21 protein-coding genes and 4 tRNA genes are annotated in these 26,259 nt (G+C 51.9%); 6 read left to right on the top strand and 19 right to left on the bottom strand.

The window, feature by feature from the left end:
• Positions 1–46 precede the first annotated feature (46 nt).
• The 4 genes from MJO47_RS04445 (at position 47) to MJO47_RS04430 (ending at position 5,195) form a co-directional block, all read left to right on the top strand.
• On the top strand, positions 47–3,598 hold the full coding sequence (locus MJO47_RS04445; protein ID WP_253959907.1) for a PAAR-like domain-containing protein: 3,552 nt from the start codon (positions 47–49) through the stop codon (positions 3,596–3,598).
• Entirely contained in the window at positions 3,598–4,350 is a 753-nt protein-coding gene (locus MJO47_RS04440) for a hypothetical protein (RefSeq protein ID WP_253959906.1), read from the top strand. Before MJO47_RS04445 ends, MJO47_RS04440 begins: the two co-directional genes overlap by 1 nt.
• A 101-nt stretch (positions 4,351–4,451) precedes the next feature.
• Entirely contained in the window at positions 4,452–4,664 is a 213-nt protein-coding gene (locus MJO47_RS04435; RefSeq protein WP_253959905.1) for a hypothetical protein, read from the top strand.
• Positions 4,665–4,787: 123 nt separating this feature from the next.
• Positions 4,788–5,195, top strand: coding sequence for a hypothetical protein (locus MJO47_RS04430; protein WP_253959904.1), 408 nt, complete (start codon positions 4,788–4,790; stop codon positions 5,193–5,195).
• Positions 5,196–5,661: 466 nt separating this feature from the next.
• Here MJO47_RS04430 and MJO47_RS04425 read toward each other — a convergent pair whose 3' ends face one another.
• From MJO47_RS04425 to MJO47_RS04405, 5 genes are all read right to left on the bottom strand, one after another.
• Positions 5,662–5,841 (bottom strand): hypothetical protein, encoded by a 180-nt coding sequence (locus tag MJO47_RS04425; protein WP_253959903.1) that lies wholly within the window; start codon positions 5,839–5,841, stop codon positions 5,662–5,664.
• Positions 5,842–6,257: 416 nt separating this feature from the next.
• Positions 6,258–7,823, bottom strand: coding sequence for an ATP-binding protein (locus tag MJO47_RS04420; RefSeq protein WP_253960540.1), 1,566 nt, complete (start codon positions 7,821–7,823; stop codon positions 6,258–6,260).
• Positions 7,805–9,367, bottom strand: a complete 1,563-nt coding sequence (locus MJO47_RS04415) for a hypothetical protein (RefSeq protein ID WP_253959902.1) — start codon at positions 9,365–9,367, stop codon at positions 7,805–7,807. Before MJO47_RS04415 ends, MJO47_RS04420 begins: the two co-directional genes overlap by 19 nt.
• 664 nt (positions 9,368–10,031) lie before the next feature.
• The gene (locus MJO47_RS04410) at positions 10,032–12,353 is read right to left on the bottom strand and encodes a DGQHR domain-containing protein (RefSeq protein ID WP_253959901.1); all 2,322 of its coding nucleotides are present in this window, start codon (positions 12,351–12,353) and stop codon (positions 10,032–10,034) included.
• Between the two features lie 27 nt (positions 12,354–12,380).
• Positions 12,381–12,944: an HDIG domain-containing metalloprotein gene (locus tag MJO47_RS04405; RefSeq protein ID WP_253959900.1), complete on the bottom strand. Its 564-nt coding sequence runs from the start codon at positions 12,942–12,944 to the stop codon at positions 12,381–12,383.
• Between the two features lie 1,633 nt (positions 12,945–14,577).
• Between MJO47_RS04405 and MJO47_RS04400 the strand changes: the two genes are divergently transcribed.
• Positions 14,578–14,889, top strand: coding sequence for a hypothetical protein (locus tag MJO47_RS04400; protein WP_253959899.1), 312 nt, complete (start codon positions 14,578–14,580; stop codon positions 14,887–14,889).
• A gap of 262 nt (positions 14,890–15,151) precedes the next feature.
• Here the strand turns inward: MJO47_RS04400 and MJO47_RS15585 are convergent, their stop codons facing one another.
• From MJO47_RS15585 to MJO47_RS04350, 11 genes are all read right to left on the bottom strand, one after another.
• Positions 15,152–15,472: a transposase gene (locus tag MJO47_RS15585; RefSeq protein WP_371926642.1), complete on the bottom strand. Its 321-nt coding sequence runs from the start codon at positions 15,470–15,472 to the stop codon at positions 15,152–15,154.
• A gap of 45 nt (positions 15,473–15,517) precedes the next feature.
• Positions 15,518–16,582 carry a site-specific integrase gene (locus tag MJO47_RS04395; protein WP_253959898.1) on the bottom strand — a complete coding sequence of 355 codons (1,065 nt, stop codon included), beginning with the start codon at positions 16,580–16,582 and terminating at the stop codon, positions 15,518–15,520.
• 138 nt (positions 16,583–16,720) lie between these two features.
• A tRNA-Ser gene (locus tag MJO47_RS04390) sits at positions 16,721–16,808 on the bottom strand.
• A 75-nt stretch (positions 16,809–16,883) separates the two neighbouring features.
• On the bottom strand, positions 16,884–17,378 hold the full coding sequence (tadA, locus tag MJO47_RS04385; protein WP_253959897.1) for a tRNA adenosine(34) deaminase TadA: 495 nt from the start codon (positions 17,376–17,378) through the stop codon (positions 16,884–16,886).
• 56 nt (positions 17,379–17,434) lie between these two features.
• Positions 17,435–17,511, bottom strand: a tRNA-Arg gene (locus MJO47_RS04380).
• A gap of 30 nt (positions 17,512–17,541) precedes the next feature.
• A complete protein-coding gene (locus tag MJO47_RS04375) occupies positions 17,542–18,042 on the bottom strand; it encodes a DUF2155 domain-containing protein (protein ID WP_253959896.1) in 501 nt (166 codons plus the stop codon).
• A 227-nt stretch (positions 18,043–18,269) separates the two neighbouring features.
• Positions 18,270–18,363 (bottom strand) — tRNA-Ser (locus MJO47_RS04370).
• A gap of 52 nt (positions 18,364–18,415) precedes the next feature.
• Positions 18,416–18,501: transfer RNA gene (locus MJO47_RS04365), tRNA-Ser, on the bottom strand.
• Between the two features lie 12 nt (positions 18,502–18,513).
• On the bottom strand, positions 18,514–19,785 hold the full coding sequence (gene serS / locus MJO47_RS04360; RefSeq protein ID WP_253959895.1) for a serine--tRNA ligase: 1,272 nt from the start codon (positions 19,783–19,785) through the stop codon (positions 18,514–18,516).
• An 85-nt stretch (positions 19,786–19,870) separates the two neighbouring features.
• The gene (locus tag MJO47_RS04355) at positions 19,871–20,443 is read right to left on the bottom strand and encodes an HD domain-containing protein (protein ID WP_253959894.1); all 573 of its coding nucleotides are present in this window, start codon (positions 20,441–20,443) and stop codon (positions 19,871–19,873) included.
• Positions 20,444–20,473: 30 nt separating this feature from the next.
• On the bottom strand, positions 20,474–21,346 hold the full coding sequence (locus MJO47_RS04350; protein WP_253959893.1) for an EamA family transporter: 873 nt from the start codon (positions 21,344–21,346) through the stop codon (positions 20,474–20,476).
• A gap of 185 nt (positions 21,347–21,531) precedes the next feature.
• Between MJO47_RS04350 and MJO47_RS04345 the strand changes: the two genes are divergently transcribed.
• Positions 21,532–22,935, top strand: a complete 1,404-nt coding sequence (locus MJO47_RS04345; protein WP_253959892.1) for an aspartate ammonia-lyase — start codon at positions 21,532–21,534, stop codon at positions 22,933–22,935.
• Positions 22,936–22,946: 11 nt separating this feature from the next.
• Here the strand turns inward: MJO47_RS04345 and MJO47_RS04340 are convergent, their stop codons facing one another.
• The 3 genes from MJO47_RS04340 to hisC are packed head-to-tail and all read right to left on the bottom strand — an operon-like array spanning position 22,947 to position 26,258.
• A complete protein-coding gene (locus tag MJO47_RS04340) occupies positions 22,947–24,086 on the bottom strand; it encodes a ribonuclease D (protein WP_253959891.1) in 1,140 nt (379 codons plus the stop codon).
• 19 nt (positions 24,087–24,105) lie between these two features.
• Entirely contained in the window at positions 24,106–25,209 is a 1,104-nt protein-coding gene (gene mutY / locus MJO47_RS04335) for an A/G-specific adenine glycosylase (RefSeq protein WP_253959890.1), read from the bottom strand.
• Positions 25,206–26,258, bottom strand: a complete 1,053-nt coding sequence (gene hisC / locus MJO47_RS04330; RefSeq protein WP_253959889.1) for a histidinol-phosphate transaminase — start codon at positions 26,256–26,258, stop codon at positions 25,206–25,208. Before hisC ends, mutY begins: the two co-directional genes overlap by 4 nt.
• Between the last annotated feature and the right edge of the window lies 1 nt (position 26,259).

Below are 26,259 nucleotides of genomic sequence, written 5' to 3'. Positions count from 1 at the left end.
GCTTCAAAAAATAGATCAGGATTTATCCAGACTAAAGACTTCACCAATGTCCGAAAATCAGACCAAGATACAAACTGCCAAGGGCTCGCATAAAAATTCTGTTTCACACTCCGGCAACGTCCTTATCAACGGCCGCACTACCGTGCATGCCGGCAGCTGCGGTACCCTGACCACGGTAGATGTCTGTCGCACGCAGATCGGTCCCGCTGTCGTCAATATTCCCTACACCAATATCGCCAAATCTAGCGACGCCGCCAATACCGCTGCCACGGTTTTTATCAACGGCCATCCCGTCTGCACCAAAAACTCATGCTTCGCCAAAAGCACCGGCGATGAAGCCGGCAATCGCCAGGGACTTCACTCCGGCACCATCATGGGCAAGGCCGAATTTATCACCGCCTCCCCCAATGTGTACATTGAAGGGATAGCGGCCGTGCGCAATGGAGATCTTATGGTCTCCAACAACCGCAACACCGCCCCCATGCCCTTGGTGCAACCGAGGGCCTCGCCCGCACCCGCCAAGGCCCTCGCCTCGGTCGACGCTCTGGACAAACCGGGCACACCCTTTAAGCTCGCCCTTGAGATTGCCGGCACCCAAAGCCTGAACATGAAGGGCACCTTGATTGCCAGAAGCGGAGACAGCACCCATGAAGTTCCCCTGGGTTCCACGGCCCGCACCGACGACCATCGCCGCGAACTGATTTTTGAAAACCTCGCCGAAGGTGAGTATGACCTTTTTCTTTACCAGCCGGATGAAAAGCACGGTGCCTACCATATCCCCCTGGTGCAGGGCTTCTCCACCTGTTCCAGCGAGGAGTCCTCACCAAGGTGGCAAACGGTCCTGGTTCCCCTGTTGCCCCGCTGTTACACAACGACCGACGCCGACCGTACCAAAGCCCAATACCCACGCTGCAGCCAGGATCTGGGCTGGCTCTATGTCTTTGTGAACGGCCGACTCTGGCGAGAGTTCAAAGTCGAACGGGAAGGCTTTTTCCGCGACGTCAATCTGACCTACGAAAAGGGGCAGGATGTGCGGCCCGCCACCGTGCAAACCAGTGACAGCCGCGTGGTGGTACCCTACACCATTCGGGGGAAAGCGGTCGCGCTGGAGATGACCTACTCCGAGGTGCAATGGAGTTGGGCCCGTATCGACGCCATGGGCGGCATGGCCGGGGACGATTCCGAAGAGGCCTCTCAATTACGTAGCCGCCGGATGCAGAAGATCGATCTCTCCAGCTATCCCGATTTCGACCAAGATGAAGGAGCGATCGGCCCGGCGGACCAGTTCGAGCTGCCACGGCGCTATGATCTGGCGGCGTTCCGGCAGAGCAAGGTCCCGGTTGTTTATCTGCATGATCCGTTGGGGGTAGCCATGAACCTGGCCGACACCCACGAAGCGGCTTGGGCCGAGATGGAGAGCTTCATCGAGGCCCTGCGCGTCGGGCTTCCTCTGGAAAGAGTCGCCCTTCATATGCGGCGTGGCGATACCTTCGGCGAAGCAGAGCAGGCCATGCGCCGGAAGGTCGCCGCACAGTTTCAGGTTGCGCTCCTGATGCAGCAGATCGGTTTTGCTTCCGAAGACAAACAGCGCAAATACGGGCGTCATCTCAACAGGGAATGTCTCGATATGCTGCTCGGAACCAAGGAACGCAGGCCGCTGCGCCAAACCATCATGGCCACCAGAGAAAGCTTGGTCTTTTATTTGGGAAGCCATGCCTATCAAACGGCCCTGGGCGATTATCTCGAAAACACCCCAGAGCGTCAGCTCAACGGCAAGGGAGTGGTTCTCTATGCCGCGCGCTTTCTGGAACAACCGGCGACCTTCCTCGACGCCTGGCTTGACCCGCCGGACACCCATAAGACCGCCGATCGGCAGACCTCGAAGGCGGCCCAAGCCTACATGGACAGGCTCAAGACTGCCGGCAATCCGGCAGGGCTGTTGCTGGCAGGAGACCTGGAGATCCGCACCGAATCCACCTCTCGTCCCGCCGCCAAACCGCGCACCGTAGCCCTGTTGCAAGACGACGCAGCGTCGCAGAGCCTGCGACTCAAAACCATCCTGGAGGATCAAGGCGTTGATCTCGTTACCCGGGCCGGTGCCATCGGCACCGCCCTGATCGAAGCCTTTTCCAGTATCAAGGCCGATCTTCAGACCCTGGAGTGGGTTTCAGAGCGCATCAACACCCTCAAAGTACCCGGATTCGGTGAATACACCCTGGTTGACGTCTCGCTACCAGAACCGAAAATCCCCGAAGGTTATCACCCCGTCGAGGGGGAAGCCACCAGCCTGGCCCGCCGTGCAGTCACCTACAAGGCGGCACTGGCCCTCGGTGCCCGTGCGGCCACCACCGACGGCATGATGTCCGTGGTACAAAAGAACCGGGTCGGAATTTTCCCCGCCACCATCGAGGTGACGGAGGTGACCACGCGCCAACTCGTGCGCAAAGATCTCAAACCACTTCCTGCCCGGCTCGCGACTCGATATCACGACTCGATCCCTCGTGCCGTCGCCATCGCTCCCTTTTTTGTGGCGCTGGACCTGCTCAATCTGCGCACCGTTCTGCACCAGATCGCCGCAGGTGAGGTCAAGGGGCTGGGCGACGGAGGACTTCGGGGACTGCAGTTGATCTCTGCGGTGAGTGGCGTTGCCCAGGGGATGGCGGAGACGGGGAATTTGTGGTTGCGGGTGGGTAAGAAACCTTTAAGCGAAGGTTTGACGCGGACGGCCGCTAGAGGTCGTTTCCTCGGCAATGCGGCCATGGGGATTTTCAGTGTTTTTGATGGAATAAGGGACTTTAGGGTCGCAGACCATGATGCAGGTTATGCCAAAATGATTTCCGCCGGAGCTTTTTTCGGACTTGCTGGTGCCACTACCTGGGCCTGGGCAATCCCCTTGACCCTAGTCGCTGTAGGCGGGACTCTTGCGGGTACCTGGCTGGAGGACGATCCCGTAGAGCGGTTTGCCAAAAACGGACCGCTACGCCTGTCCCCACAACAAGGCGCCACGATTTGGGAGAAAATCCGTGCCCATGCCCAAGCGCCTTTGGTTGAAGCACGTTTTAGCGCCGAGTGGCCGCATTGGACGGATATCGAGCGACTCTTTCTGGATGAATACTTGCTCGGTTTTGGGGTTGAAAGCGCCGAGCGCGGACAACAGAGAAGATCTTTTCCGCCGGTGTATGTGGATGCCCTCTCTGCTAACTGCACCCTCCAACGGTTCGTGCCCATGCTGAGTCAGGCGGAGATCATCTGCCACTACTATCCCAGCGGTTGTTTTTCTCCGACGCCGACCGTCATCCATCCGACCGTCGAGGATTTCCGCACGGACAAAGATACCCAGATGATTTCCCGGATCGGTGTGACATTCCCCATACCGCAGGAGCACCTGCGGAATCAAAGCCCGTACTGGAGTGCCATCATCTTTTGCCGCATTAAACCCCAAGTTGACCGCGAGGATTGTCGGCCCGTCCTCGGCGAGGACGGCAGCCCCCGTTATCTCGCCATACGTCACCACGGCAACGGCATGATGCGGAAAACCACCCGGCGCATAGGGACAATGCAGGAGCTGACCCGCCCTGAATTCTGGAGAACAACCTGATGACCTTTATCGATTTCATCCACAAATACATAAATGTCTTTGACCGTATCCGCAGCACCAAGGAATGGCTGCCGGTCAAATATCAGGGCGGCGAGGTGACCGTTCTCAATCATACCAGCGTGCACTGGCCTGACACCCCACAATTGGACGACAAGAAATATGTTGTTAATAAAACTACGGGGGATGTTGATGGTGCCGCGTGGTCCGGCATTGGGTTGTTCGGCTTGATTGCTGGGGTATTGCCTGGCGGTTGGTTTTTGGTCAATTTGCTAGGTATTGCAGGGCCAAGTATCAACATGCCATCATGGATGTATTGGCAGGTATTAGTTTTTGTTTTTTTTGTTACTTTCTTTCCCATCCCCGCCATCCTGCTGTCCTTCGTCTACCCCTTCAAGCGCCCTAAGGAGCGCTTGCTGATCTGGGATCGGGAAAACGGCACCGTGACACTTCCGCCGCGCTTCTGGGGCGAGCATGAGGTGGTCGCCTTCAAGGATCTCAAGGTCAAGAAGATCCGCAATATCGGCTCTTTCGTTCAGTTTCATGTTCTTGCCGCCTTTCGCCCGAGCGACGGTCAGCCAATTGAATTCGGCTTATTACACGACAACGCTAAGGATTGGGCATTCTTCTGCTGGTACATGGACAAAACCCGACCTCTGCCGCCCGGCGAGGTTTTCGACCCTTACTGCGAGCGCGATGAGGAGCGGCGCAGGCGCGAACTGGCCACGCAAGGGATTTGGGAGGAACCGGTATAGTTTTACGGCAACGATAACCGGGTCCTTCCCGTTAAAATTGAACACCCCGCCCTCGCCGGTCCCGAACCGACGGTGGTGCAGCTTCCCGAGGCCTTATTGTCATGATCGAACCGAAAAAAACCAGCAGCCGCATGACCCCTGAAATTGCCACCCGCTACCAGCGCACCCTGGAGCTCTTCGAGCAGTCCGAAGCCGGCAGGAAGCGCACCTATTTCCCGCCCATGCCCTTCGAGGTGCGAGGAGATGCGCCGGGCGGTGGGGATGTGGTTGAACTAGCATATCATTGTGCAATAACAACCCCTGACCGCTATTAAGTCAAAACGATCATCAGCAAGTCGCGGGTCTGGGGCTTTACCATGATTATGGCAGGCGGATTCGCAGTTGTAGCCTTAGTCCTCATTCTAATGAATCTAGAGGTTCAAGCCTATCTCCATTTTATGATACCTGCGACTATCCTTTTCACCCTTTTTACTCTTTACGCCTGCCACATCTTCGAGCGCCCGACGGGCAAGGTGTATCTCTACCGCTGCAATGAGCCGCACCGGGTCGTTGATTTCTACGACCTCCATTTCTCCACCACCGGGATCACCACTTCCGGGTTGGCTTCGAGTTCACGGCTGAACATCGCCCTGCCCGGCCCGGAAACGGGAGAGCTCGAATCCTTTACCGGCTTTTTTTGCTCACGCCCGAAGAGGCCCTGCGCTTCTGGTACGCGCTGGTGCGCTACATGGACCGGGACTGGCCCTTTGACGAGCGCGACAGGGAGTATTTCGACTGGCTGGTGCAGGAAAGGCTATCGTGTGGAAGGCGTGCGCCATCCCGATGGCACGGTGGAGTGGGCTTGATTCTACATTGTCCGTACAACAAAGGGCCTAGCCGTTTCCAGCTAAGCCCTTTGTTGTATATGGCGGAGGGGGTGGGATTCGAACCCACGGTACCTTGCGGTACAACAGATTTCGAGTCCCAACCTTACGAAAAGCCACAACGACAGGCCACAGAATACAACAATAATATCGGTATTTTATTTCTTTTGTTTTCTGTAGTCTATCGCTGTTAGTGGGGAATTTTTGCAATGTAGTGTACCACCAGTGCACCATTATCCCCAGGAATATTTTTAAAATTCCAGCCAAATGAGAGCACTTGGCATTTCTTGAGAAGCTCTTTTTCTGAATTGAATTACTATTGGGAACAGAGGGCATCGGCTTAAGCAAGAGATGATGACCGAGAGCATGTGGCAGTTGGCACAGCTCGTCCAACGCCTTAGAATGCTTAAGCATTTAGGAGCATCATATCATTGCGAAAATCGTTGAATTACTTCCATTTCAGCAGCAGTACGACTTCGTAGGCCAAGCTGCGGCAATTGTATTGCCCGAAGACAGAATCTTCCCTGGCGAGAGATTCAAAGCAGTCCACAACAGGAGGACGGTACCGACCTTCCTCCCAATGCAGCGCCTGATTGCGGGCCTGCCAGATGATTTCGTGCAGCGGCATTCCAACCAAGATTCTTCCATCAGGGCAGCCAGTTCGGTTCTTTCCAAAGTGGAGGGAGATGCCTTGCCTTCCATATTGAAGCAAGACTCCGGAGAGAGCTGAAACAGAAAATTCATGCACTGAGACACGCCGATTTGCAGACTCTGTCACGATGTTCTTGTAATAGCGTTCCTTGTCGGCGCCAAAACAAGTGTCCCAAAAGATAGATGGCTGTACTCAAGAAATCGTCATCTAGGTCGGGGTTCTTTGCTAGGAATTCTACACGGCGATAACAGTCATCAGTCTCTGCAGTTAGTTTTTTTAGATCGTTGCGAAGTGCCTCTAACTGTGCCATTTCGCCATGTATAACACTCATGAGGGTGGTAACGGCGTGTTCCATTTCTATGAGGAAGTCGGGAATCTTCATAGGGTCGTGGCTAGACGTCAATTGCTATATTAGCAATGCTCATTTTGGCATCCGAATCTTTCAGATACCGCGCCAAAACATGGTTTATCAGCTCATCAGCGTTTCCTGCTTTACCGTAGTGCTTTTTGATTGAACCAATTATTTCCTCAATGACCTTTTTAGCTTTTTTACCGTTTAATACTTGCCCATTGATTTTGTCACTAAGTAACTGCCCATTATCGGCCATAGCCTCAAATTTATCCAAAAGTACATGATACTTTGTAGCTAACTCATCGCAATCAATTCGTCCATCGAAAAAAGAATTTAATTTTTGTAGTTTTTTGCCTGCCAAAGAGACAGCGGCCTTAAAATGCTCTTCATTTATAAAAATAGAACTTCCATCGACAAGGTCTTTTACTTCTGACATTAGGACTTCCACCAGTTGCCTTGAACATCTTTCCCTTGATGCTTCCCGGCAGAGTTTGCTTAAGTGGCTACCGAGAAGACCTGCTCGTTCAAGGAAAACTTGATAGTTTGATGTATGTTCAAAGCCATCACGTCTGGCATTTGTTTTTAGTACGTTACCGCATATTTGCACTTCACCTATTTGCCATGTAGCGAAGCGTCTTTCAGCATAAAACTGCGAAAGAAAGTATTCATCTCCCACCTCGATGTTTCCCTGCCGAACCCTCATTCCTCTGGCTAAACAGCTTGGAGGGAAGGATGACTTGAAACTCGTTTTAGCAAACCAGCCTTTGGCAATTGGTTCTCCTGAAGTGCTTTTGAAATGAAAAAATTCAATACCAGATATCTTCTCAGAGCGCTCCTTTGTGATTTCAAAATCATCGGCATAAGGACGATAAATTCTCTCACCATTTAACGATATATCGTAAACATCCACACCTTCAACATCCGAGAAGAATGCTTCAATACTCTGTGCAAACGAGAAAGCTGCACGGTCGTAAGACACTGGAGCTACTTGTGAGAGATATTTTTTTACGGCACCTACGTCCATCAACTGGTCGGTGTAAAAACGCTCAACTCCTTCCAATGTAACTTTAAAGAAATGCTCGGGTTCATCATTGCCAGCTTTCCGAAAAGAAACAGAAGTAAGCAAATCGATGGCTTCGTCGAGAGTTTTGAGATGGTCTCCCGTAAGAAGACTAGATAATTGTCCTTGGTCCCATTCTACAATAGCGATTTGCTCAGCTAAATTTGAACGTGTTTCAAATCTTAATTTGCGGCAATATGCGAGCCCACCAAGGCGTCCGATGCCCCTAAAACCTCTACCAGAGGTACTTTCTTTGGAGCTGCATCCAATACTCAGCAGTACTTTTTCTACTTCGTTGTTGCTAACTCCAAGGCCATTGTCAAAGATACTTATGGAGCGATTCAAGCCATCGATAGTTATTCTGATTTGTCCATCTTTTCGTAAAAAAACCCCTTCCCTATCTGCCTTGTCAATACTATCCGCAGAATTTTGAATATATTCACGATAGACCATCAGGGGATTGTCATACATGCCAGAGGTCAAAATGTCGAGGACTTGACGCCCGACAACAAATGTTTTATGTTTTTCTATTTTTTTAAATACCACTTCAGCCAATTTTCTACCTCTTTATATTTACAATTTTCAATTGCTGCTTTTATGCCTTTTACAGAGTTTTGACTTACAGCATCATGGAAGTACAAAAATTTTTCGTCTTGAGTTTCTAAAAGTCGGTATATAAATTCATAGAATTTCTCAATAGTCCCATCACCTAGGGTTCTTTTTGGCTCGCCATCTCTAATCGTTGCCTCGTACTTATTCCTGTTCCGCAGAAGCTCTTCAGGCATATAGAGGTTAGCTAAGAATTGCTTAAAGTCATACCCAATTGCCCGACGTGCCAAGGTTGTTGTCGGGGAAATGGCTCCGTTTGCAGCACCCTTGATGATTTCCACGTTGCGGACAAACCGACGGTTCCATTGCGCATTTTCAAAATAATCGTCGCAATCCTTTTTGGGATCAACAAAAAAATCTCGGTTTTTATTGGCGCCGGTTCCGTCAATATCAGCAATTGGGGCAAAACGCATAGGATAGGAGTAAATACCACCGGCTCCAGTGTACTCCTCGTTCAGCTCAAAATTTATTTCTAGTCGCCGATATAGGTCTCGGGGCGTATCTTTCCAGTTGTAGAGCATATAATTGGAAAAATCATTAAAACCGTATTTTCTCGCGAGACGGATGGCATTTTTGTAATCGTTTTCCTCTGAAAGCCGGTCAAATGCAATCCGCATTGGCTTAATGTTGATCTTGGAAATTATTTCTAGGCATTCTTCTGTGAAATGAGTCGCATCCAACCCTTGATTGAAATCAACCACTTTCGCTTTGGGTGAAGGTGAATCAGTTGTTTCACCTCTTCCATAACCTAATTCTAATAAATCGTTGACGATTTTTCTCAGGTTTGGCGAAGCGAGAACATTATTATCCATCAGTTTCAAACGAGATTTATCGCCATACGTTCTCCTCAAGTAATAAATTGATGGCTTAATATCAATATAGTCAACTAAATCGCCCTCTATTTTCGGGACACCACACCAACTACATTTGTTCTCACAACCACGAGTTGCATACCCATAGTACGTGTCGTTAATAGCGTAAACCTCTGTTGGTAGTAGTTCGTAATCGAGGGGCAATTCGTCAATATTTTCATTGCCCTCCAGCCGAATCTTTTGTGGTGAGTCCAAAGTTCCTACAATCGGGTATATGTTTGTGGCAGTGAAAATTTCCTCTGGCATTAGACTTGCCATTATCCCACCAACAAAAATCTTACTTACAGAACCTCCCACAGCTTGCTTATAGAACTCAATTGTCTCAATGATCTTGTTCCACCCGAAAGTGAAAAGTGTTGTGATATATACCCTATCCCATAATTCAACATCTGAGAACAGGTCTGCCTTAGGTATGACAGATGCGTCAGTGCCAATGACAAACTGGACATGGTCGCCTCTGCCTTTATGAAATGTAGAGATTTTCATGAGGCCAATTGGTGGATACCAAAGTGTCTCATCATCTCTCTTCCTTCCTCTACCATTAGCAACTTTTTGTCTAAAACTTTGCGAGCCTCTTCGATAATCTGGCTCAACTAGTAAAATCCTCAATTTTCAACCCTTTATACTTTTCTGACGCAGCACGCCATGTGGAATTGATCGCCTATTGAGCCATAAGTATTTTCGATACTACTCCGAATGTACTCCAAAGATCAATAACCCTTAGCGAAAACAGTATGGCAGGAAGGAACATGCTCAGCTGCGACCAAAGATTGGGATGGTGCGAGGGTGTTGGGTAGGCAGTTTTTTAAAATTCGCATCTTGATTTGAGGTCACAATGCATCATTTTGTTTCAAACCAAATTTCGGCTCTTTAAAGAATATCGTTGGGGAGTAGTTGCTGAACGTGATTAGCAAAACGGAGAATAGCGCATGGCGTAAATTTTATTATAAATTAAGATTTTGAGGAAAAAAACCAGATTGGTGAAGCCCTGGGATGCCCCCTCCGAAGGTGCTAGGCACACCTTCTGCGGTCAAGAATACAATACAACCCAAAGGGCAATACCAATCCCACCTTCAACAATTTAGAGAAATTTCTCCCTCTTGGTGTGAGGATTTTCAGGCAAAGTCAATGGACAAGGACTTCACTAACACATTAGACATTTATTTACATAGTGAATCATCGATTTCTACAACATATGTTGCATGATAGTGCAAATTATTGATCATAAAATATCGATATGAGAAGTTGGGGATGGCTTATATAGCATTAGGAGTTATCCAGGTATCACCAGTTTCTCCATTACCCTTTGATGCAATTCTCTCACAAAGCTGACCTGCTCTTTTGTAGCTGGCCATTTCTCTTCATGATGCGTGATATTTCTGACCGTATTCAATTCCCGTAACCATGCGAGCTTTTGATCTTTATTGCCATTTTCTTGGAATGAAAAAGGCGTATCAAAGCAATCTTTCCAATTATCAGCGGCGATTTGCTGATAATCGAGTGTCTTCATATATTGTTCACGCTTCTTTGCGCCCTTGCCTTTTTCGAAGTCCTCGCTACAACGGGTTCTTATGGAATCACGGACACCCTCATACCACCAATCTTCATCATTTGGATATTTTTCTTTTAATTTATAAATCACGAAGGCGTGCAGTTTTAACTGAATTTCACTTACAAGATTTTTTGCATCTTTAGTACCTTCCTCGTCAACGGTATCTAAATAATCAGATAAGCCAGGAGGGTTAAATTCAGGGAACTGCCTATGGATGAAACTTTGCATCACAATGGAGTTATGTGTTACACCCTTAATACCTCCCCTTGAACGAAAATTTTTAATATTAGAATAGGTGGCAGATGCAAAAACATTAGCAATAGGTTCACCGTATTTTGCAATCTCTCCAACCAACTCTTCTAAATTCCAGGAATCGATCTCTAAAGATGATTTTTGTTTAATATGTAATAGAATTTCTTTAAGAACCTTGAGAAGTGAGCGAATCCCTTCATTTGTAGCTAAATATCCTATGACATTTTCTTTTTCTTTATTCTTATTTCCAAGATCCCAATGTTTTTTGGCTTTTTCGGCAAATACGCTGAAGTACCCTTTAAGTATAGCTGTGGATCTCTGGTGCGTTTTCTCAAGATCGTTAAAATGCGTATCTGACAACAACCCAGGAACTGGGTTTTCACCTTTTATTTCACCAAAAAACTTATTTTCCTTAAGCCCATCAATAAAGTTAGTTAAAGTCAGACAACGCAATGTCGTTTGATCTTTGGTGGTCATTTTAATGCGGTCATGAAAAGGTGAGATTTTGTTCCCATTGAGCGTCATTACGACTCTTGAACATAGTGCGTCAATCCGTAAACCGAAATCATCACTGTCCCAGTAAAGGGTTGCATTGATTTCATTTAACAGGTTTCTGGTAACCCGGACTTGTTCGCAGTTGATATCAACAAACAGCTTAGCTTCCTTGGTTGGCTCCAAATTTTCATATGCCAAAACTGGTACAGTTGATTTAGTGTCTTGTCCATTTAAAACGCGTTGACTGTGAGCATACCCGTACAAACGGTGCTGTCCGTCAATCACCATAGCAGATGCATAGCAATTAGGAAGCCTTAAGTTTCCAAACTCTGACGTCCCCTTTTCGCCAATTCTTTCAAAAACAAGTTTTTTCTTTGATCTAATATTGACGACAATGTTAGTCGGAAATTGCCCACCATTATCAATGTATTTAGCTAAGTCTGCGAGCCTTTTAGGCTTTAACATCCGCTGATATGTTTCAAGATCTTCGACCTCACGAGAAGCCTTATGGCTTACGTGTGCAATTTTTAAAAGATCTGCAGGTTTTATTAGGAAGTTGTAGAAATTGACTCCACCCATACTTCCTTTTGTTGCGGGGACAACTAGCTCAAGCCCTAAGATGGATTGATTTGCAAAGACGTGAGATAAAAATTGATATTTAGCGGCCAATTTATAAAGACGTGTGAATTTCACATAATAATCTAGTTGTGCATCTTGTAGAATGGTTATTTTTGCTTCTTTCGCCTTAGTTAGGTCTGCTTGCGACCACTCTATATTGCGTGTAGCTATCACCCACCCTTGTTTCAACTTCGGCGTTTTCCCATAATGTGCAATTATTGATTTAGATATTTTGTCCTTAAAACTTTCAATTTTTTCTATGAGCTTGCCCATTTGCTTTTTCTTTGGGACATCGCATTGTGTGCACTCAACAAAAATTACCGCGTCATCATCCTTTGCAAAAACATCAATTTGCCTTGGTTCACTCTCTTCATTTGCTTTAATTTTGAAAAAACGTCCGTCACTTAACTCTTTAAATTGCATCTCAGCAAGGAAACAAAAAACCTCATCTTCAAGTTTTTCATCAAGCTTTTTGTCTTTACAAACCCTATAGCTTGTCTTGTTTTTTCGCAGGAACTTCCACCCGTCTGCCTCTTCTAATGCCAGCTTTTCTTTTAAAAGATCTGGATTTGATGCAGTTATAGTTTTTTCTATAACTCCTTTTTTTCTAGACCTAATAGCAGTCTTGATAGAATCCGTGTCAGTTAACAGGGGTTCCAAGTAGACGGGGTTAGGCATATACCCTCCATATAAAAATAAAATTACTTAATTGGCCATATTGTCCAATAACTTTTTATAAAATGTGTACGCAAAATCTTTGCTATCATTTCCGAATGTGGCCAATGAATCGACCCTGACAAGTTCAAGTAAGAATTTAAAATCCTTATTTTTTACAAATCTAAGTTGCTTATTTGAGATTTGGTCATAATTATCAATTTGCCATGAAAGATAAAACAGGTGATTCTTAATGGCCCACACAATTCTGTGAATTCGTTTTGTGTCTATTTGAAACCTACCTAAAATCTTTTCAGCTATTTCTGCTCCAACTTTTTCGTGTTTATAAGCAGTTATTTTTTCGTCACGTTCTTCAGTGGTTGCTGGCTTGCCTATGTCATGCAGTAATGCTGCCCACAGAAGGTCTGGAGAGCAGTCTTCTTCGCAAGCGGCTATCGCTAATCGTGTATGCGTAGCCACATCCCCTTCAGGGTGATGTTTAAAAGATTGTTTGGTTTTAGATAAAAGTTTAAGTTCTGGAATCTCTTCTTCTAAGAGACCCCACGAATCATGTGACATCTGCCTAAGGATCGCTTCAATTTCGGCAACAGTCATTTGACCAACCTACAAAAAATAGTGGGGCTGTGATGCGATATCATATCAATTAGGCTATTCAATCAGAGAGTGTGCAAAAGGGCTTTATGTATTGAACTCCCGTCCTTCTCCATATTAGTAAAAATCTTGGAGGATTGCGACTAAATATATCAAGAGGATCCCCAATCCTCTTGTTTGCGCGCAAAATCAAACACCTACAAACCCGTGCTACAAATAATGATTTAAAATTGCTGCTGTTTTTTCTCATTTCCTCGTGAATGACTGTCTCGGTTTTCACTTTTTCAAGATCCCGGCTGCCCACCGTGAATTTCCTTTTAATTCATGCTGGGCAAGCCGAAGTCCTGCGAAACAGAGCCTCACTAACTGTGAGTCAATCACCTGTTGACTTTCTGTTTGCGGGTTGCATGATGGACTGACGTACTCCAAGACTTCGCCAAGGTTATCCTGCGGAAATGCTCTTACCGTTGGGGGGGGTATCCGTCATAAGATAGTTAGGCTTTGGTTCTTCAGGCGGGATTAGCCTTCCAGGACAGCAAATATAGCAAACCCGGTACACTTGGGGAAGCTTTGCGTTGAATTTCACCTATTTCCTACGGTTCGCCGCTGCCATTGTAATGTATGGCATCAAACTCACGTCATCCCAACTGGCATCATTAACCCAAGCCACCCCAAAAAGGCGCGACCCAGCGACCCAGCACCCATAGCCCCAAATAGCCCCAAAACGAACAAAATACGGCCTAGATTCAGCAAACAACAACAGACACAGCCCCTAACCAGGGTCGAGCTACTTTCTTGCGGCACAACCAAAAAAATCGACCATAGCAATCCCACCAAGGGTCTCTGCCTGAGGCCCGGTCAGGCCCTTTCAGATATCATAAAAACTTCTCCCACCCCCCGCCAAAACCAGCATTGTATTAAGACGCCACATAGAGTTTGATATAACCTTCCCTGTTTATAGTGCGCGTTTAAGACGCCTTTTGGTCACATTCGTCTGGTCTGGCCGGGCCACTCACAGCTTGCATGAAACCTTTTTTGATTGTCACCAAGGAAATGCCTCCGACTTCCCGGACAGAGGCATTAATCCACCCCCCCCACAAAGCGAGACCCAAGAACTACCCTGGAACCCAGAATCAAAACAGGGACCAAGGCGAACATACTGACATCCAGATTCAGAGAAAAAATCCCCCACACCCCCTTATCCCTTCTCCCGACACAACCAATTCTTACTCGCTCCTCAACCCAAACAGACGCAAAAACATAGCGCCCATTCGGATGCTACGGGTTTTAGTGGACCGCCGTTGACAGGTAAAAGCCAGTTTCAACAATGTCGTGAACTGTTCGCCATGGACCTTCTTGCCCTCTTCTCTATCCGCTTTTCTCTTTTGACCAGTCCCTCGAAATTCTAACCCCGAAAAACAATCCTTTAATTTTAAATACTTACTACCCGGTCATCCGTATGATTAAAAAAAAATAATTTAAAAAGATGGCCAAAACGGTTCCACAGGGGTGCTCCTTGAATAGTAAGGGGGAAGATTTTGGCGGCTACCGAGAAACCTACTTGACCCCACTCATTAAAAGGGAGAACCGTTTAATTTCGCAGTGTTATCAATATTTCCCAAAAAGGAGTCTACCCATGGAAAAATTTATTTCGGCGATCAGAATGGCAGCTTTCGTGCTTGAGGATGAAAATTCTCCAAGAAAGGCATGGTACCGCATCCAGATATTTTGGGCGCAAGAGAAATACTGCCTACACACACAAGGCGGTCCCCGTGGGCTATTTTCAAAACCTTATGTGTACTACTTTGAGAATCATGATGCCGCGATATCTAACGCCCATAAGCGTATTCGCGAGAAGTGTAGACCCAACCGTACCCGGACATACGCACTGCTCTATATTGACGACATTCCTCGGCAATTTTTGCTTGAAACCAGCTTTTTCGACTAAACACCAGCAAATCGACAGCCAACTAAGGGAAAAGGAGGTAAAAATGTACGATGCGAGCGGAAAAACGAGATTTATACCGGCAACTAAATGGAATGACTACCATCCGTGGCCCCCGCTAGGCGGGTTGCGGTATTTGATATTCAACGCAGAGTCCAATGGATTTTCGGCCTGCGTTATACGAGTAGGGCGCCGCGTCCTGATCGATGAAGCAGCCTTCTTTCGATGGGCCGGCAGCAAAAAAAGCCAGAAAAAATAATCGGTCCTATAACCCAAACAAAGGTAGCGGCATCGGAACCATTCGGATGCCACAGGTTTTAGTTCGCCGCAGTTGACAGTAAGGAGCCAACTTCAGCAAGGTCTTTAACCGGTCCAGAATCGGTAATCGTTTCATGAAGGTTCTTTTCTGCCCCTGGTTCTTTCCTTTCCGGATGGTCCGTGTCTCCGGTTCGCGCTGGCTCCAGTGGAAAGCGACTTCGGCCGTGTACAGCGGCAGATGTTCAGGGCTTATGTAGTGGTATACGCCTTGCTTAGCTCGCTCCAGCGTGGCATGAAATGATTCTGCGGTATTGCTGAGTTTACTTATCGATAATTTAAGGTTTTTTCAATTAGATCTAGAGCTAAAGGCGGGCTAGACATTTGAAAAAATCCTTTCATTCATTCGCTCTACGACACCGGCCGTATGAGCTTCAGAAAGATGAGAATACCGCTTTACCATACTTAAGGTTTTGTGTCCTAGCACTTCAGCGATCTCGGCCAGCGTTGCGCCATTCATAGCTAGGTAAGAGGCTGCGCTATGCCGAAGGTCGTGAAAACGAAAATCCTTGATTCCTGCCTTTTTCAAGGCGGCCTCCCAAGCCTTTCGGATTGCCTGAATGCCACTCCGTGCACCGGCTGGAAAAACATACTCACTACCAATTGGTCTCACCCTTCCATACTCCCTCAGGAGACCATAGGCCTGACTCACGACAGGCACAACCCGACGTTCACCATTCTTGGTTTCATGGATCACCAATTGGCGCCGCTCAAAATCAATGTCGCACCATTTTAGCCGAAGGATTTCCCCCTGTCTCATTCCAGTGGACAAAGCAAGGACGACGATTGGGTGCAGAGAAGGCAGATAGCTTTTCTCACAAGCCTCAAGCAAACCTATGCGCTCATCGTCAGACAAAAAACGAACTCGGCCTCGTGGTTCCACTGGTTTCTTAACCCTGCTAACAGGATTTAACTCAACCCAGCCCCATTCATTGAGTGCCATGGTGTAGCAATGAGAAAGCGCCGCCAGATATCTATTTGTCGTGGCAGGTGACCGCCTGGCACCTCTAGAGGTTTCCTCATTTAACAACTGGTCGCGGCACTCCCCAATCATGGCAGGAGTAACGTCCGAAAGCAGATAGTGACCGAGTTTATTCTCCCACCACTCCAGCTGTGATTTCTGCTGAGATTGCATCTTCGGCTTCAGCGGTAAAACTTGCTTAACGTAACGGTTGACCATTTCGCTAAATGTGTGCTTCTTGGCTTCAATGGTCTTGAAGAACCGACCATCACGAATTGCAGATTCGGTGTCCTGCGCCCATTTCTTTGCGTCAGTCTTCCTATCAAAGGTCGCCGACTGGGGCGGGCACCCTCGAAGGCGGATAAGAACCCGGTATTTGATTTTACCACTAGAGGTTTTTCGTTCCTGGATGACAGCCATTGGTTTTCTCCTAATGTTGCCATTTGTGGCTGGTAATTGTTTCGAAATGTACCGAAACTGTACCATGAACGAAGATTTTGAGACAATTCAAAAAGACAAAGGGCCTAGCTGTTTTCAGCTAAGCCCTTGTGTTTATTATGGCGGAGGGGGTGGGATTCGAACCCACGGTGCCTTGCGGCACAACAGATTTCGAGTCTGTCACCTTCGACCTCTCGGACACCCCTCCGGAAGCGTGTTGGCGAATTGGGCGACATCCTACCTTATTACGAGACCTTTTGCCAAGTGCGTTTTGTTGCCCACTTTACTGGGATGAGGAATCTTTGCCTTTTTCGGCCTTCTTTTGAGCCCGCAGCTTCTGGAAAAAAGCGCTGAGGTGGTTGCTGCATTCTTCGGCGAGGATTCCTTCGGTTACCTCAACGCGGTGGTTGAAGCGAGGGTCTTGAGAGAAATCATAGATGGAACCCACGGCCCCGACGCGCGGGTCACGGCAGCCGAAGACGAGGCGCGGAATGCGAGCGAGGATGATGGCCCCCATGCACATGACGCAGGGCTCGAGGGTAACATAGAGGGTACAGTCAAGGAGGCGCCAGTGCCCGATATGCGCGGCCGCTTGGCGAATGGCGATCATCTCGGCATGGGTGGTAGGATCATTGCTGGTTTCGCGCCGGTTGTGGCCGCGACCGATGATATGGCCATCCTTGGCCAGGACGGCGCCAACGGGCACTTCGCCGATCGCTTCGGCGGCCAACGCTTCATCCATAGCCTGCCGCATGAAGAATTCGTCTGCGTTTTTCATGCTTTGCCCGATGCAAAAAGCCCCAGCACTTTTCAATGCTGGGGCTTTATTTTTAGTGGCGCGCCACGAGAGATTCGAACTCCCGGCCTTCTGATCCGTAGTCAGACGCTCTATCCAGCTGAGCTAGTGGCGCGCATCAAGAAGAAGGTTTATCGCTTATTTTTTACTGATTGTCAACCCTTTTTTCTGCCGGCAGATAATCGACTAGGGTAAAAGTAAATCGCGGATGCTTGAAAGCGTGGGCGCCGGGGTAATGACTGAAGAGCCATCCGTGAAAGATTTCCTGTCTTCCTTCAAAGATGGAGACCTGTACGCCCGGGTTTTCCGTTTCGTTGGAAGCAGAGGTCATCACTACTCCATCCATGATGAAGGCCGGCAAAAATGCCTTGGTGTGGACAGATATACTGCCGTCATCGAGATTGAAAGAAGAACCGATGTCGACGGTATAGGTCTTCTCGGTGTTGTTCTGTTTATCTTGAACCACGATTGTGACGGCTCTCCACTGACCTTCCACCTCGGGTGGCACGACGACTTTGACGGTACCGGTTGGCTTTTCAACCTCACTGGTCATCGTCTCCTTGGTTGTAGGTCTTGAATCGCAGCCCGAAAGGCCTGTCGCCAGCAGAACGAGAAGAAGTACGGCACAGCGGGGGACCAAAAACATGGACACCTCTTGATGCAATGCTTGAAGGAGAATGCTCGAAAGGAAAGAAGAGAATTGTATCGATTTAAAAAATGGCGGAGAGCGAGGGATTCGCCCACTCTGTCGCCGCCATCACGGCGACTCCGGCGTCGGCTCCCCTGCGCTCGCTGACGCGGACATCCTGTCCGCTTTTCTGCCACTGGCAGCGCTCGCTACGCTTCGAATCCCGGAATTTAGTCGATTTAAAATGGCGGAGAGGGAGGGATTCGAACCCTCGGTACGGGTTTACCCCGTACACTCGCTTAGCAGGCGAGCGCCTTCAGCCAACTCGGCCACCTCTCCGTTGCGGATACTGCTATGGATATGTATGAAACGCGTCTATATACTTTAAGTTTGGCGGAGGAGGTAGGATTCGAACCCACGGTACTTTCGTACAACGGTTTTCAAGACCGCCGCCTTAAACCACTCGGCCACTCCTCCGCAGTCACTTTATCAGGCTTCGATGCGCTCCAAGCCGCCCATGTAGGGCCGGAGGACTTCCGGGATCAGCACCGACCCGTCGGCCTGCTGGTAGTTTTCGAGAATCGCCACCAGGGTGCGTCCTACCGCCAGTCCCGATCCATTCAGCGTATGAACGAATTCGGGCCGTTCCCCTTCTTCTCGACGGAAGCGAATGCCGGCCCGACGAGCCTGGAAATCGCGGAAGTTGGAGCAGGAGGAGATTTCCCTGTAGGCATCCTGTCCGGGCAGCCATACTTCGATGTCGAAGGTGCGGGCAGCGGAGAAGCCGATGTCCCCCGTACAGAGATCCACGACTCTGTAGGGAAGCCCCAATTGCCGGAGCACCTCCTCGGCATTATCCAGCAGGCTTTCCAGTTCAGCGTCGGACTGCTCCGGCCGGACAAACTTGACCAGCTCAACTTTGTTGAACTGGTGCTGGCGGATAAGGCCACGCGTATCCTTGCCATGGGATCCGGCTTCCTTGCGGAAGCAGGGGGTATAAGCCGTGTAAAGGACCGGTAGCGTACCAGCCGCCAGAATCTCGTCCCGATGGATATTGGTTACAGGAACCTCGGCCGTCGGGATGAGGAAAAAATCCGGGTCTTCTAAATGAAAAAGATCGTCTTCAAACTTGGGGAGCTGTCCTGTCCCCGTCATGGAGACCCTATTTACCATAAAGGGCGGCAAAATTTCAATATATTTATGGCGGGTTGTATGCAGGTCGAGCATAAAGTTGATCAGGGCTCTTTCCAGGCGGGCACCGGCTCCCCGGTAGAGGGCAAAACGGGCCCCGGTCAGCTTGCCGGCACACTCGAAATCGAGAATGCGGAGCTGCTCACCGATTTCCCAGTGCGGCTTGGGGGCAAAGTCGAATTGGGGACGGGAGCCCCAGACGCGCACTTCGCGGTTGTCTTCCTCCGAGGCGCCGACCGGGCATTTCTCGTGAGGGATATTGGGAACGGTCATCAGCAGGCCCTGCAGCTGCTCCTCGACGGCCTTGAGCTCGTCATCGAGGGTTTTGATGCGGGCGGAGACCGCCTTCATGCGGGCGATCTCGGTCTGAACCTGACTTTTATCTTTGGTCTGTCCGATAAGGGCGGAGACTTTGTTCTTTTCAGCCTTGAGCGATTCGGATTCACCCAGAAGCTCGCGCCGCCGCTGATCGAGACCCCGAAAGGCCGAAAGGTCGAGAGCCCCGCCTCGGGAGGCCAGACGCCGTTCGGCTTCATCCAGATTGTCGCGCAGATATTTGATGTCAAGCATGAACGCACCCCCATAATGGCTTTAAAAAGCCCTTCTTTCTAGCACCTTCGCCTCAGGCAGTCAAGCCGCTTGCCTCAGCCCTGTGTTAGCGCTTGCCGTTCACCCACCAGTCGCCGTCGTCATCGAACCACCAGCGGCTGGAATCTGTGGTCCAGATGGTTTCGGCGAGGCGGCGGGCCCCGTCGGTTCTGAGTCGGCGCACCGCAAACGGATACCATTCGTCGGCATTGCGGTTGCCGAGATCCTTGTGCTCTTTAAGCGCCAATATCATCTCGAGCTGATCGGCATCATGGGCGATTTGAGCCTCGCGGCTCTCCTTGTGACCGAACTCCTCCAGCAGTGCCCGGTATTCGTCACCAAAGGGCAGCGTGCGGGCCAGATCCTCCACGGCCTTTTCCTCATCGGCTTTGACATACTTTTTATTCACGTAATTGAGGTCGCCGGTGCGGGCTTCGGGGATGTCGTGAAAGAGGCACATCTGCACCACCTTGCCCGTATCGACCCCGTCATCGAGATGGGCGAGGGTAAAGCCAATGATAGCCGTGCGGAAGGAATGTTCGGCGACGGATTCAGCCCCGGAGCCCAGGAACTGAAAGCCCGTGCGGGGGGTGCGCTTGAGCATACCGACCTCAAAAAAGAAATTCGCCAGATTTTTCATTGTGTTTGTCCTTTCAAGTGCCGCCAAGACTCAACCGAGGCGGATCAGAACCACGCCGGCCAGAATGAGCAAAGTGGCCGAAAACCGGATGCGCCCGCAGGTCTCGCCCAGAAAGAGGACCCCGATGAGGACCCCGATCAGCAGACTGACCTGGCGCACCGGCACCGCATAGCTCATCGGGGCCAGGCTCAGCCCGTAACGAAAAGAGAGAAACGACCCCATCATAACCGGTCCGGACAGCAGCACCAGGTTCCTGCTTTGACGCCACTCGCTCAGAATGCGGCCGCGATAAGGGCTGCGCAGCAGGTTAAGGGTCATCAAGAGCAGCATGAACATGACCAGCAGATAGGTAAAATAAAAGGGGGGATAGAGACTCACCCCCGCCTTGTCGACCACCGCCCCCAGGGAGTAGATAAACCCGGCGGCAAGAGCGGCCTGCACCGACGGGTTCCGCAGGTTGCGCACGGGCCGGGCAATTTCGCGCAGGGAAAAGCGCTGTAACTGCACGGCCCAGGCGCCACAGAGGATCAAGAGGATGCCAGCCATGCCCAGAATCGATATCCGCTCCCCCAGCAGGCACACCCCCCAAAGAGGAACGTACAACATGGACGTTTGGGCCAAAGGATAGGTCAGGGACAGGTCGCCATCGCGATACGCGCGGCCGTTGAAGAGGTGATAGAGGACAAAACAGGCGGCGCCGGCCACCCCCAGCAAAAGCACAGCCGGGTTCAGGGGAGGAAAGGGCTCAGCCCAAAAAGGCAGGACCACCTGCAGGCAGCCGGCCGAGGCCACGAACATCCACCAGATAAAGACCGTCTTGTCTCGGCTGCGCTTGACCAGCAGGTTCCACAAGGCGTGCATGAAAGCGGAAAACAGGATGAGAAGCAGGGCCATGGTGCTCATGGGCACATCATACGCCAAGCCTCGGCGACAGGCAAAGCCAATAAGGGGTCCCGTTAAAGGGAGAATTTAGGTTTCCGGCGACAGAACCCGTTGACAGGATAGGGGAGATTGCTATTCTCAAAAGTCAGACCCCTGGCACGGAACAGAATTTTCAGAGCCTATCGCGACTTACAAGGAGAGACACCATGTCCGAAACACGCCTCGAAAGAGACTCCATGGGAGAAATGGTCGTACCCGCCGACGCCCTTTACGGAGCCCAGACGGCGAGAGCCCAGGAGAACTTTCCCATTTCAGGATACCGCTTTCCACGCCCCTTCCTGCGCGCTTTAGGCATGATCAAGGAAAGAGCCGCACGGGTGAACATGGAACTGGGCCTGCTGGACAGCGAACGGGCCATGGCTATCATGGAGGCAGCCGAAGAGGTCGTCCGCGGCGAACTCGACCGCCATTTCGTCCTTGATATCTTCCAGACCGGCTCGGGCACCAGCACCAACATGAACGCCAATGAGGTCATTGCCAATCGGGCCGCCCAACTGGAAGACTGGAAGGGGGACCGAACGATCCACCCTAATGATCACGTCAATCTGGGGCAGTCGAGCAACGACGTCATTCCCTCTGCCATCCACATAGCCGCCGCCGTGGAGATCCGCCACAGCCTCATTCCCGCCCTCTTCGCCCTGCAGGAGGCGTTGGGGGAAAAAGCCGAAGCCTTTGCCGATATCATCAAGATCGGCCGCACGCACCTGCAGGACGCCACCCCGATCCGGCTGGGCCAGGTATTTTCCGGCTACGCCCGGCAGGTGGCGCTGGCCAACCGTCGCTTGGAAACGGCCCTGGAAGGACTCATGGAACTCCCCCTCGGCGGTACGGCCGTGGGGACGGGCATCAACACCCACCCGCAATTCGCCGGCAGGGTCATCGCCGGGCTGGCTGAGGTGACTGGTCTCCCCTTGCGCGAAGCGTCCAATCATTTCGAGGCCCAGGGCGGCAAGGACGCGGTGGTCTACGCCAGCGGTGCCCTCAAGACCTGCGCCAGCGCCCTGTTCAAGATCAGCAATGACATCCGCTTCCTCGGCAGCGGGCCACGCTGCGGTCTGGGAGAGCTGATCCTGCCGCCGGTGCAGCCGGGCAGCTCGATCATGCCGGGCAAGGTCAACCCCGTCATGGCCGAAAGCCTCATGCAGGTCTGTGCCCAGGTGGTCGGCAACGATGCGGCCATCACCCTGGGGGGATTATCGGGCAACTTCGAGCTCAACGTGATGATGCCCCTCCTCGCCCACAATCTGCTGGAATCCATTGTTCTGCTGGCCAGTGGCGTTACCCAGTTCAGCCAGCGCTGCGTGCAGGATCTGCAGGCTGACCGGGCTCATTGTGAAGCCATGGTGGAAAAGAGTCTGGCCATGGTCACGGCGCTGGCTCCCGTCATCGGCTACGATCGGGCCGCCCAGATCGCCAAAAAAGCCCACGATAGTGGCCGGACCGTACGGGAAGTGGCCCAGGAGGAGCAGGTTCTCGACGAGGCGGAATTAAACCGTCTGCTTGATCCGAAGCCGATGACCGCCCCGGGCATTCCCGGCAAAAAGGGCTGACGGGAAAAAACTTACGCCCCGGCCAGCGTCCGCAAGAGGCCCTCTGCTAATACCTCCCCCTGCCAGTTTTTGAGGCCGGGGATCTGGCGCAGGGCCTCTTCGTTGTGTGGCTCGCGCCAGGCGATCTCCTCCAGGAGTGCGTTGTTGATGACAATGCCCGGATCCATCTGCAACTCGGCGGCTTTTTCGGCACGCCAAGCCTTCAGGTGGGTCAGCCGCTGATCGACCTTTTCGTCGCGCACACGGCGCTCCGTGCGGGGAAAAGAAGGCAGCTCCCCCTCGGGGACGGCCTTGCCGACCTCTACCGCCGCCAGCAGACTTTTGCCGTAGCGATCCACCACCCGGGGCGAAATCCCCTCGATGCCTACCAGCCCCTGCAGAGAATGGGGCATGGTTCGCGCCAGCTGCAAGAGCGATTTGTTGCCCAGCACTTTGAAATGGGGGCAATCCCGGCGCTGCGCCTCACGGTCCCGCCACTGCAGAAGGGCCTCCAGCACGGCCAGTGACCGGCGCGGCAGCGCGCCGGCTCCCTTGAGTCGTAGAAAAAGGGCTCCCCCTGGCTCGCTGTGGCGCACCTTTTCCAACAGCCTCCATTCTTCCTGCACCCAGGTCAGGCGACCTTTTTCCTGCAACGCCTCTTCCAGAATAACCACCAGCCGGTGCAGATGGGCCGTGTCCTCGGCGGCATAGCGAATCATCTCCGGTGAAAGGGGCCTTTTGGACCAGTCGGCCCGCTGGTACTGCTTGTCCAGCTCGATACCGAAATATTTGAGCAGGACATCGGCCAGGCCGACCTTCTCTTCCCCCAGAAATTGGCAAGCGATCATGGTGTCGAAGAGCCCGTTGATCTCCAGGGAAAAATCGCGGTAGAGACAGCGGATGTCATAGTCGGCCGCGTGAAAGATCTTGCGGATTTTCGGGTTTGCCAGCACCGGCCCCAAGGGTGCCAAGTCGGTTACGGCCAGGGGATCGACAAGGACCGTCTCGTCTTCCGTGGTGAATTGCAGCAGGCAGACCTTTTCCCGGTAGGAGTGCATGGAATCCGCTTCGAGATCAACAGCGATGCTGCTTTGCCCGGCTAGTTTTTGCGCGAAGGCGGCCAGGGCCGGAGCGGTCGTTATGATCTCAATCCTGTCGGTTGCAACTATCAATGGTGTTCTCCTTGCCTGATCAACGGCTCAGCTTCTCATGAAGCAGGGCCAGGACTTTTTTATGGGCGCCGTGCAGGGGCAGTTCCAACAGCGCCTCTTCCGGCAGCCACTGTTCGCCCTCTCCCCCTTCGGCCACACCGTCGATTTTTTGGATCTGGACTTTAAAGACCTCGACCTGTACGCGAAAATGACTGTAGGCATGCCGGATTGTGCCGACGACCTCCAATCGCCCCGACAGCCCCCTCTCCCGCAGCTCCTCCGCGGCAGCCTGCTCCGGAGCTTGTCCGCTTACAGGCTGACGACCGGGAAACTCCCACAACCCTCCCAGCAGACCCTGGAGGGGCCGACGGCGGACGAGGAGGCGCCCTCCCCAGGCCAGGACGAGAACGACCTGAACTTCGGTGGGCACGACTTTGGAGGGTTGCCGCTGCGGCAGGCTCTTTTCCAACCCCAGGGCATGCCCCAGGCAAAAGCCGGCGACGGGGCAGTCGGGACAGCGGGGATTGCGGGGCAGGCAGACGGTAGCGCCCAGGTCCATGATGGCCTGGGTGTAGTCATGCACTCTCACCACCGGTGTGAGTGCCTCGGCCCATTCCCACAGCTGCCGCTGGGCTCCGGCGGTGGTAGGGACTTCCTGCCAGGCAAAGAGTCGGCACAGAATGCGGCGGACGTTGCCGTCAAGAATGGGAGCGGGTTTTTCAAAAGCGAGGGCGGCAATGGCCCCGGCCGTGGAGCGTCCCACGCCGGGCAGGGACTGAAGTTCCGCCACGGTGGCGGGAAAGTGCCCGTGGAAACACGCCACGATCTGGCGGGCGGCGGCATGCAGGTTTCTGGCCCTGGAATAGTACCCGAGGCCGGCCCAAAGGTCGACCACCTCTTCAATCGGCGCCGCGGCCAACGCCTCGACGGCAGGATAGCGTTCGAGAAAACGCTGATAATAGGGGATGACGGCGGCAACCCCCGTCTGTTGCAGCATAACCTCGGAGAGCCAGATACGGTAGGGATCGCGGGTCTGCCGCCACGGAAGTTCCCGGCCCTGATCGCCGTACCAGGCCAGCAGAGCCTGGGCGAAGACGTCGGCCTCCACCCTGGCATCCCTGACCGGCGAAGGTTTTCCTCTCACCCCAGTTCCTTGAGAACCGCCAGGGTCTGCTCCATGTCCGACCGGTTCCCTATGGTCATGCGCAACCCGTGGGTCAGCAGCGGGTCGGTAAAATAGCGCACCAGGATCTTGCGGGAATAGAGCCCCTCGTAAATCCTCTTGCCGTTGCGGTCCGGAGGAGAAGCAAAAATGAAGTTCGTTTGTGAAGCGACCAGCGTGTAACCGAGATCGCGCAGTTGGGCCGAAAACCACTCCCTGGTGTCACGTATCCTGCCCACGGTTTCGGCCAGATAGGCCTGATCGCTGAGGGCAGCGGCGGCGGCGGCGAGGGCGAGACGATCGAGGTGATAATGATCCCGTATCTTGTCCAGCGCCTGGATCACCTCCGGCCGGGCCAGGGCGAGTCCGAGGCGCATACCCGCCAGTGAATAGCTCTTGGAAAAGGTCCGGGTGACCACCACATTGTCGTGCTGCTTGACCAGCTCCAGCGCATTGATCTCGGCGAAGTCGACGTAGGCCTCGTCGATGACCAGCATGCCGGCGCAGCGGCGAGCGATCTCGGCGATATAGTCCAGGGGAAAGGCAAAGCCCAGGGGCGCGTTGGGGCTGGTGAGAAAAAAGAGTTTGCCTTCATAGCGCGCCGGAAAGTCGGCGAGGCGGTAATCTGCCGTCAGACCGAAGGTGGTGATTTTCGCCCCCTGGATTTGGGCCAGGGTCGCGTAATAGGAGTAGGAAGGATGGATATAGGCCACCTCTTCGCCCTCTCCGACAAAGGCGCGGATGAGGTTGTTGAGCAGCTCGTCGGAACCGTTGGCGGTAATCACCCAGCTGGGCTCAAAACCATAGAGCGCCGCTGCCTCCTGGCGCACCCGAAGGCTGCCCGCATCCGGATACATGCGCAGGGAGTCGCCCTTTTCCCCCAGCTCCCGGTGGATGGCTTCCACCACCTGCGGCGAGGGGGGATAGGGGTTTTCATTGGTGTTGAGCTTGATCCAGGCCTCGCTGTCCGGAGGCTGATACCCCGGCACATAGCCGGCCATCTGGGCGATATTGGGTCGCAGGCAACTCATG

The organism is Desulfuromonas sp. KJ2020 (genome assembly GCF_024197615.1).
Taxonomy (GTDB): domain Bacteria; phylum Desulfobacterota; class Desulfuromonadia; order Desulfuromonadales; family SZUA-540; genus SZUA-540.
This window is presented reverse-complemented; position numbering and strand designations above follow the sequence as displayed.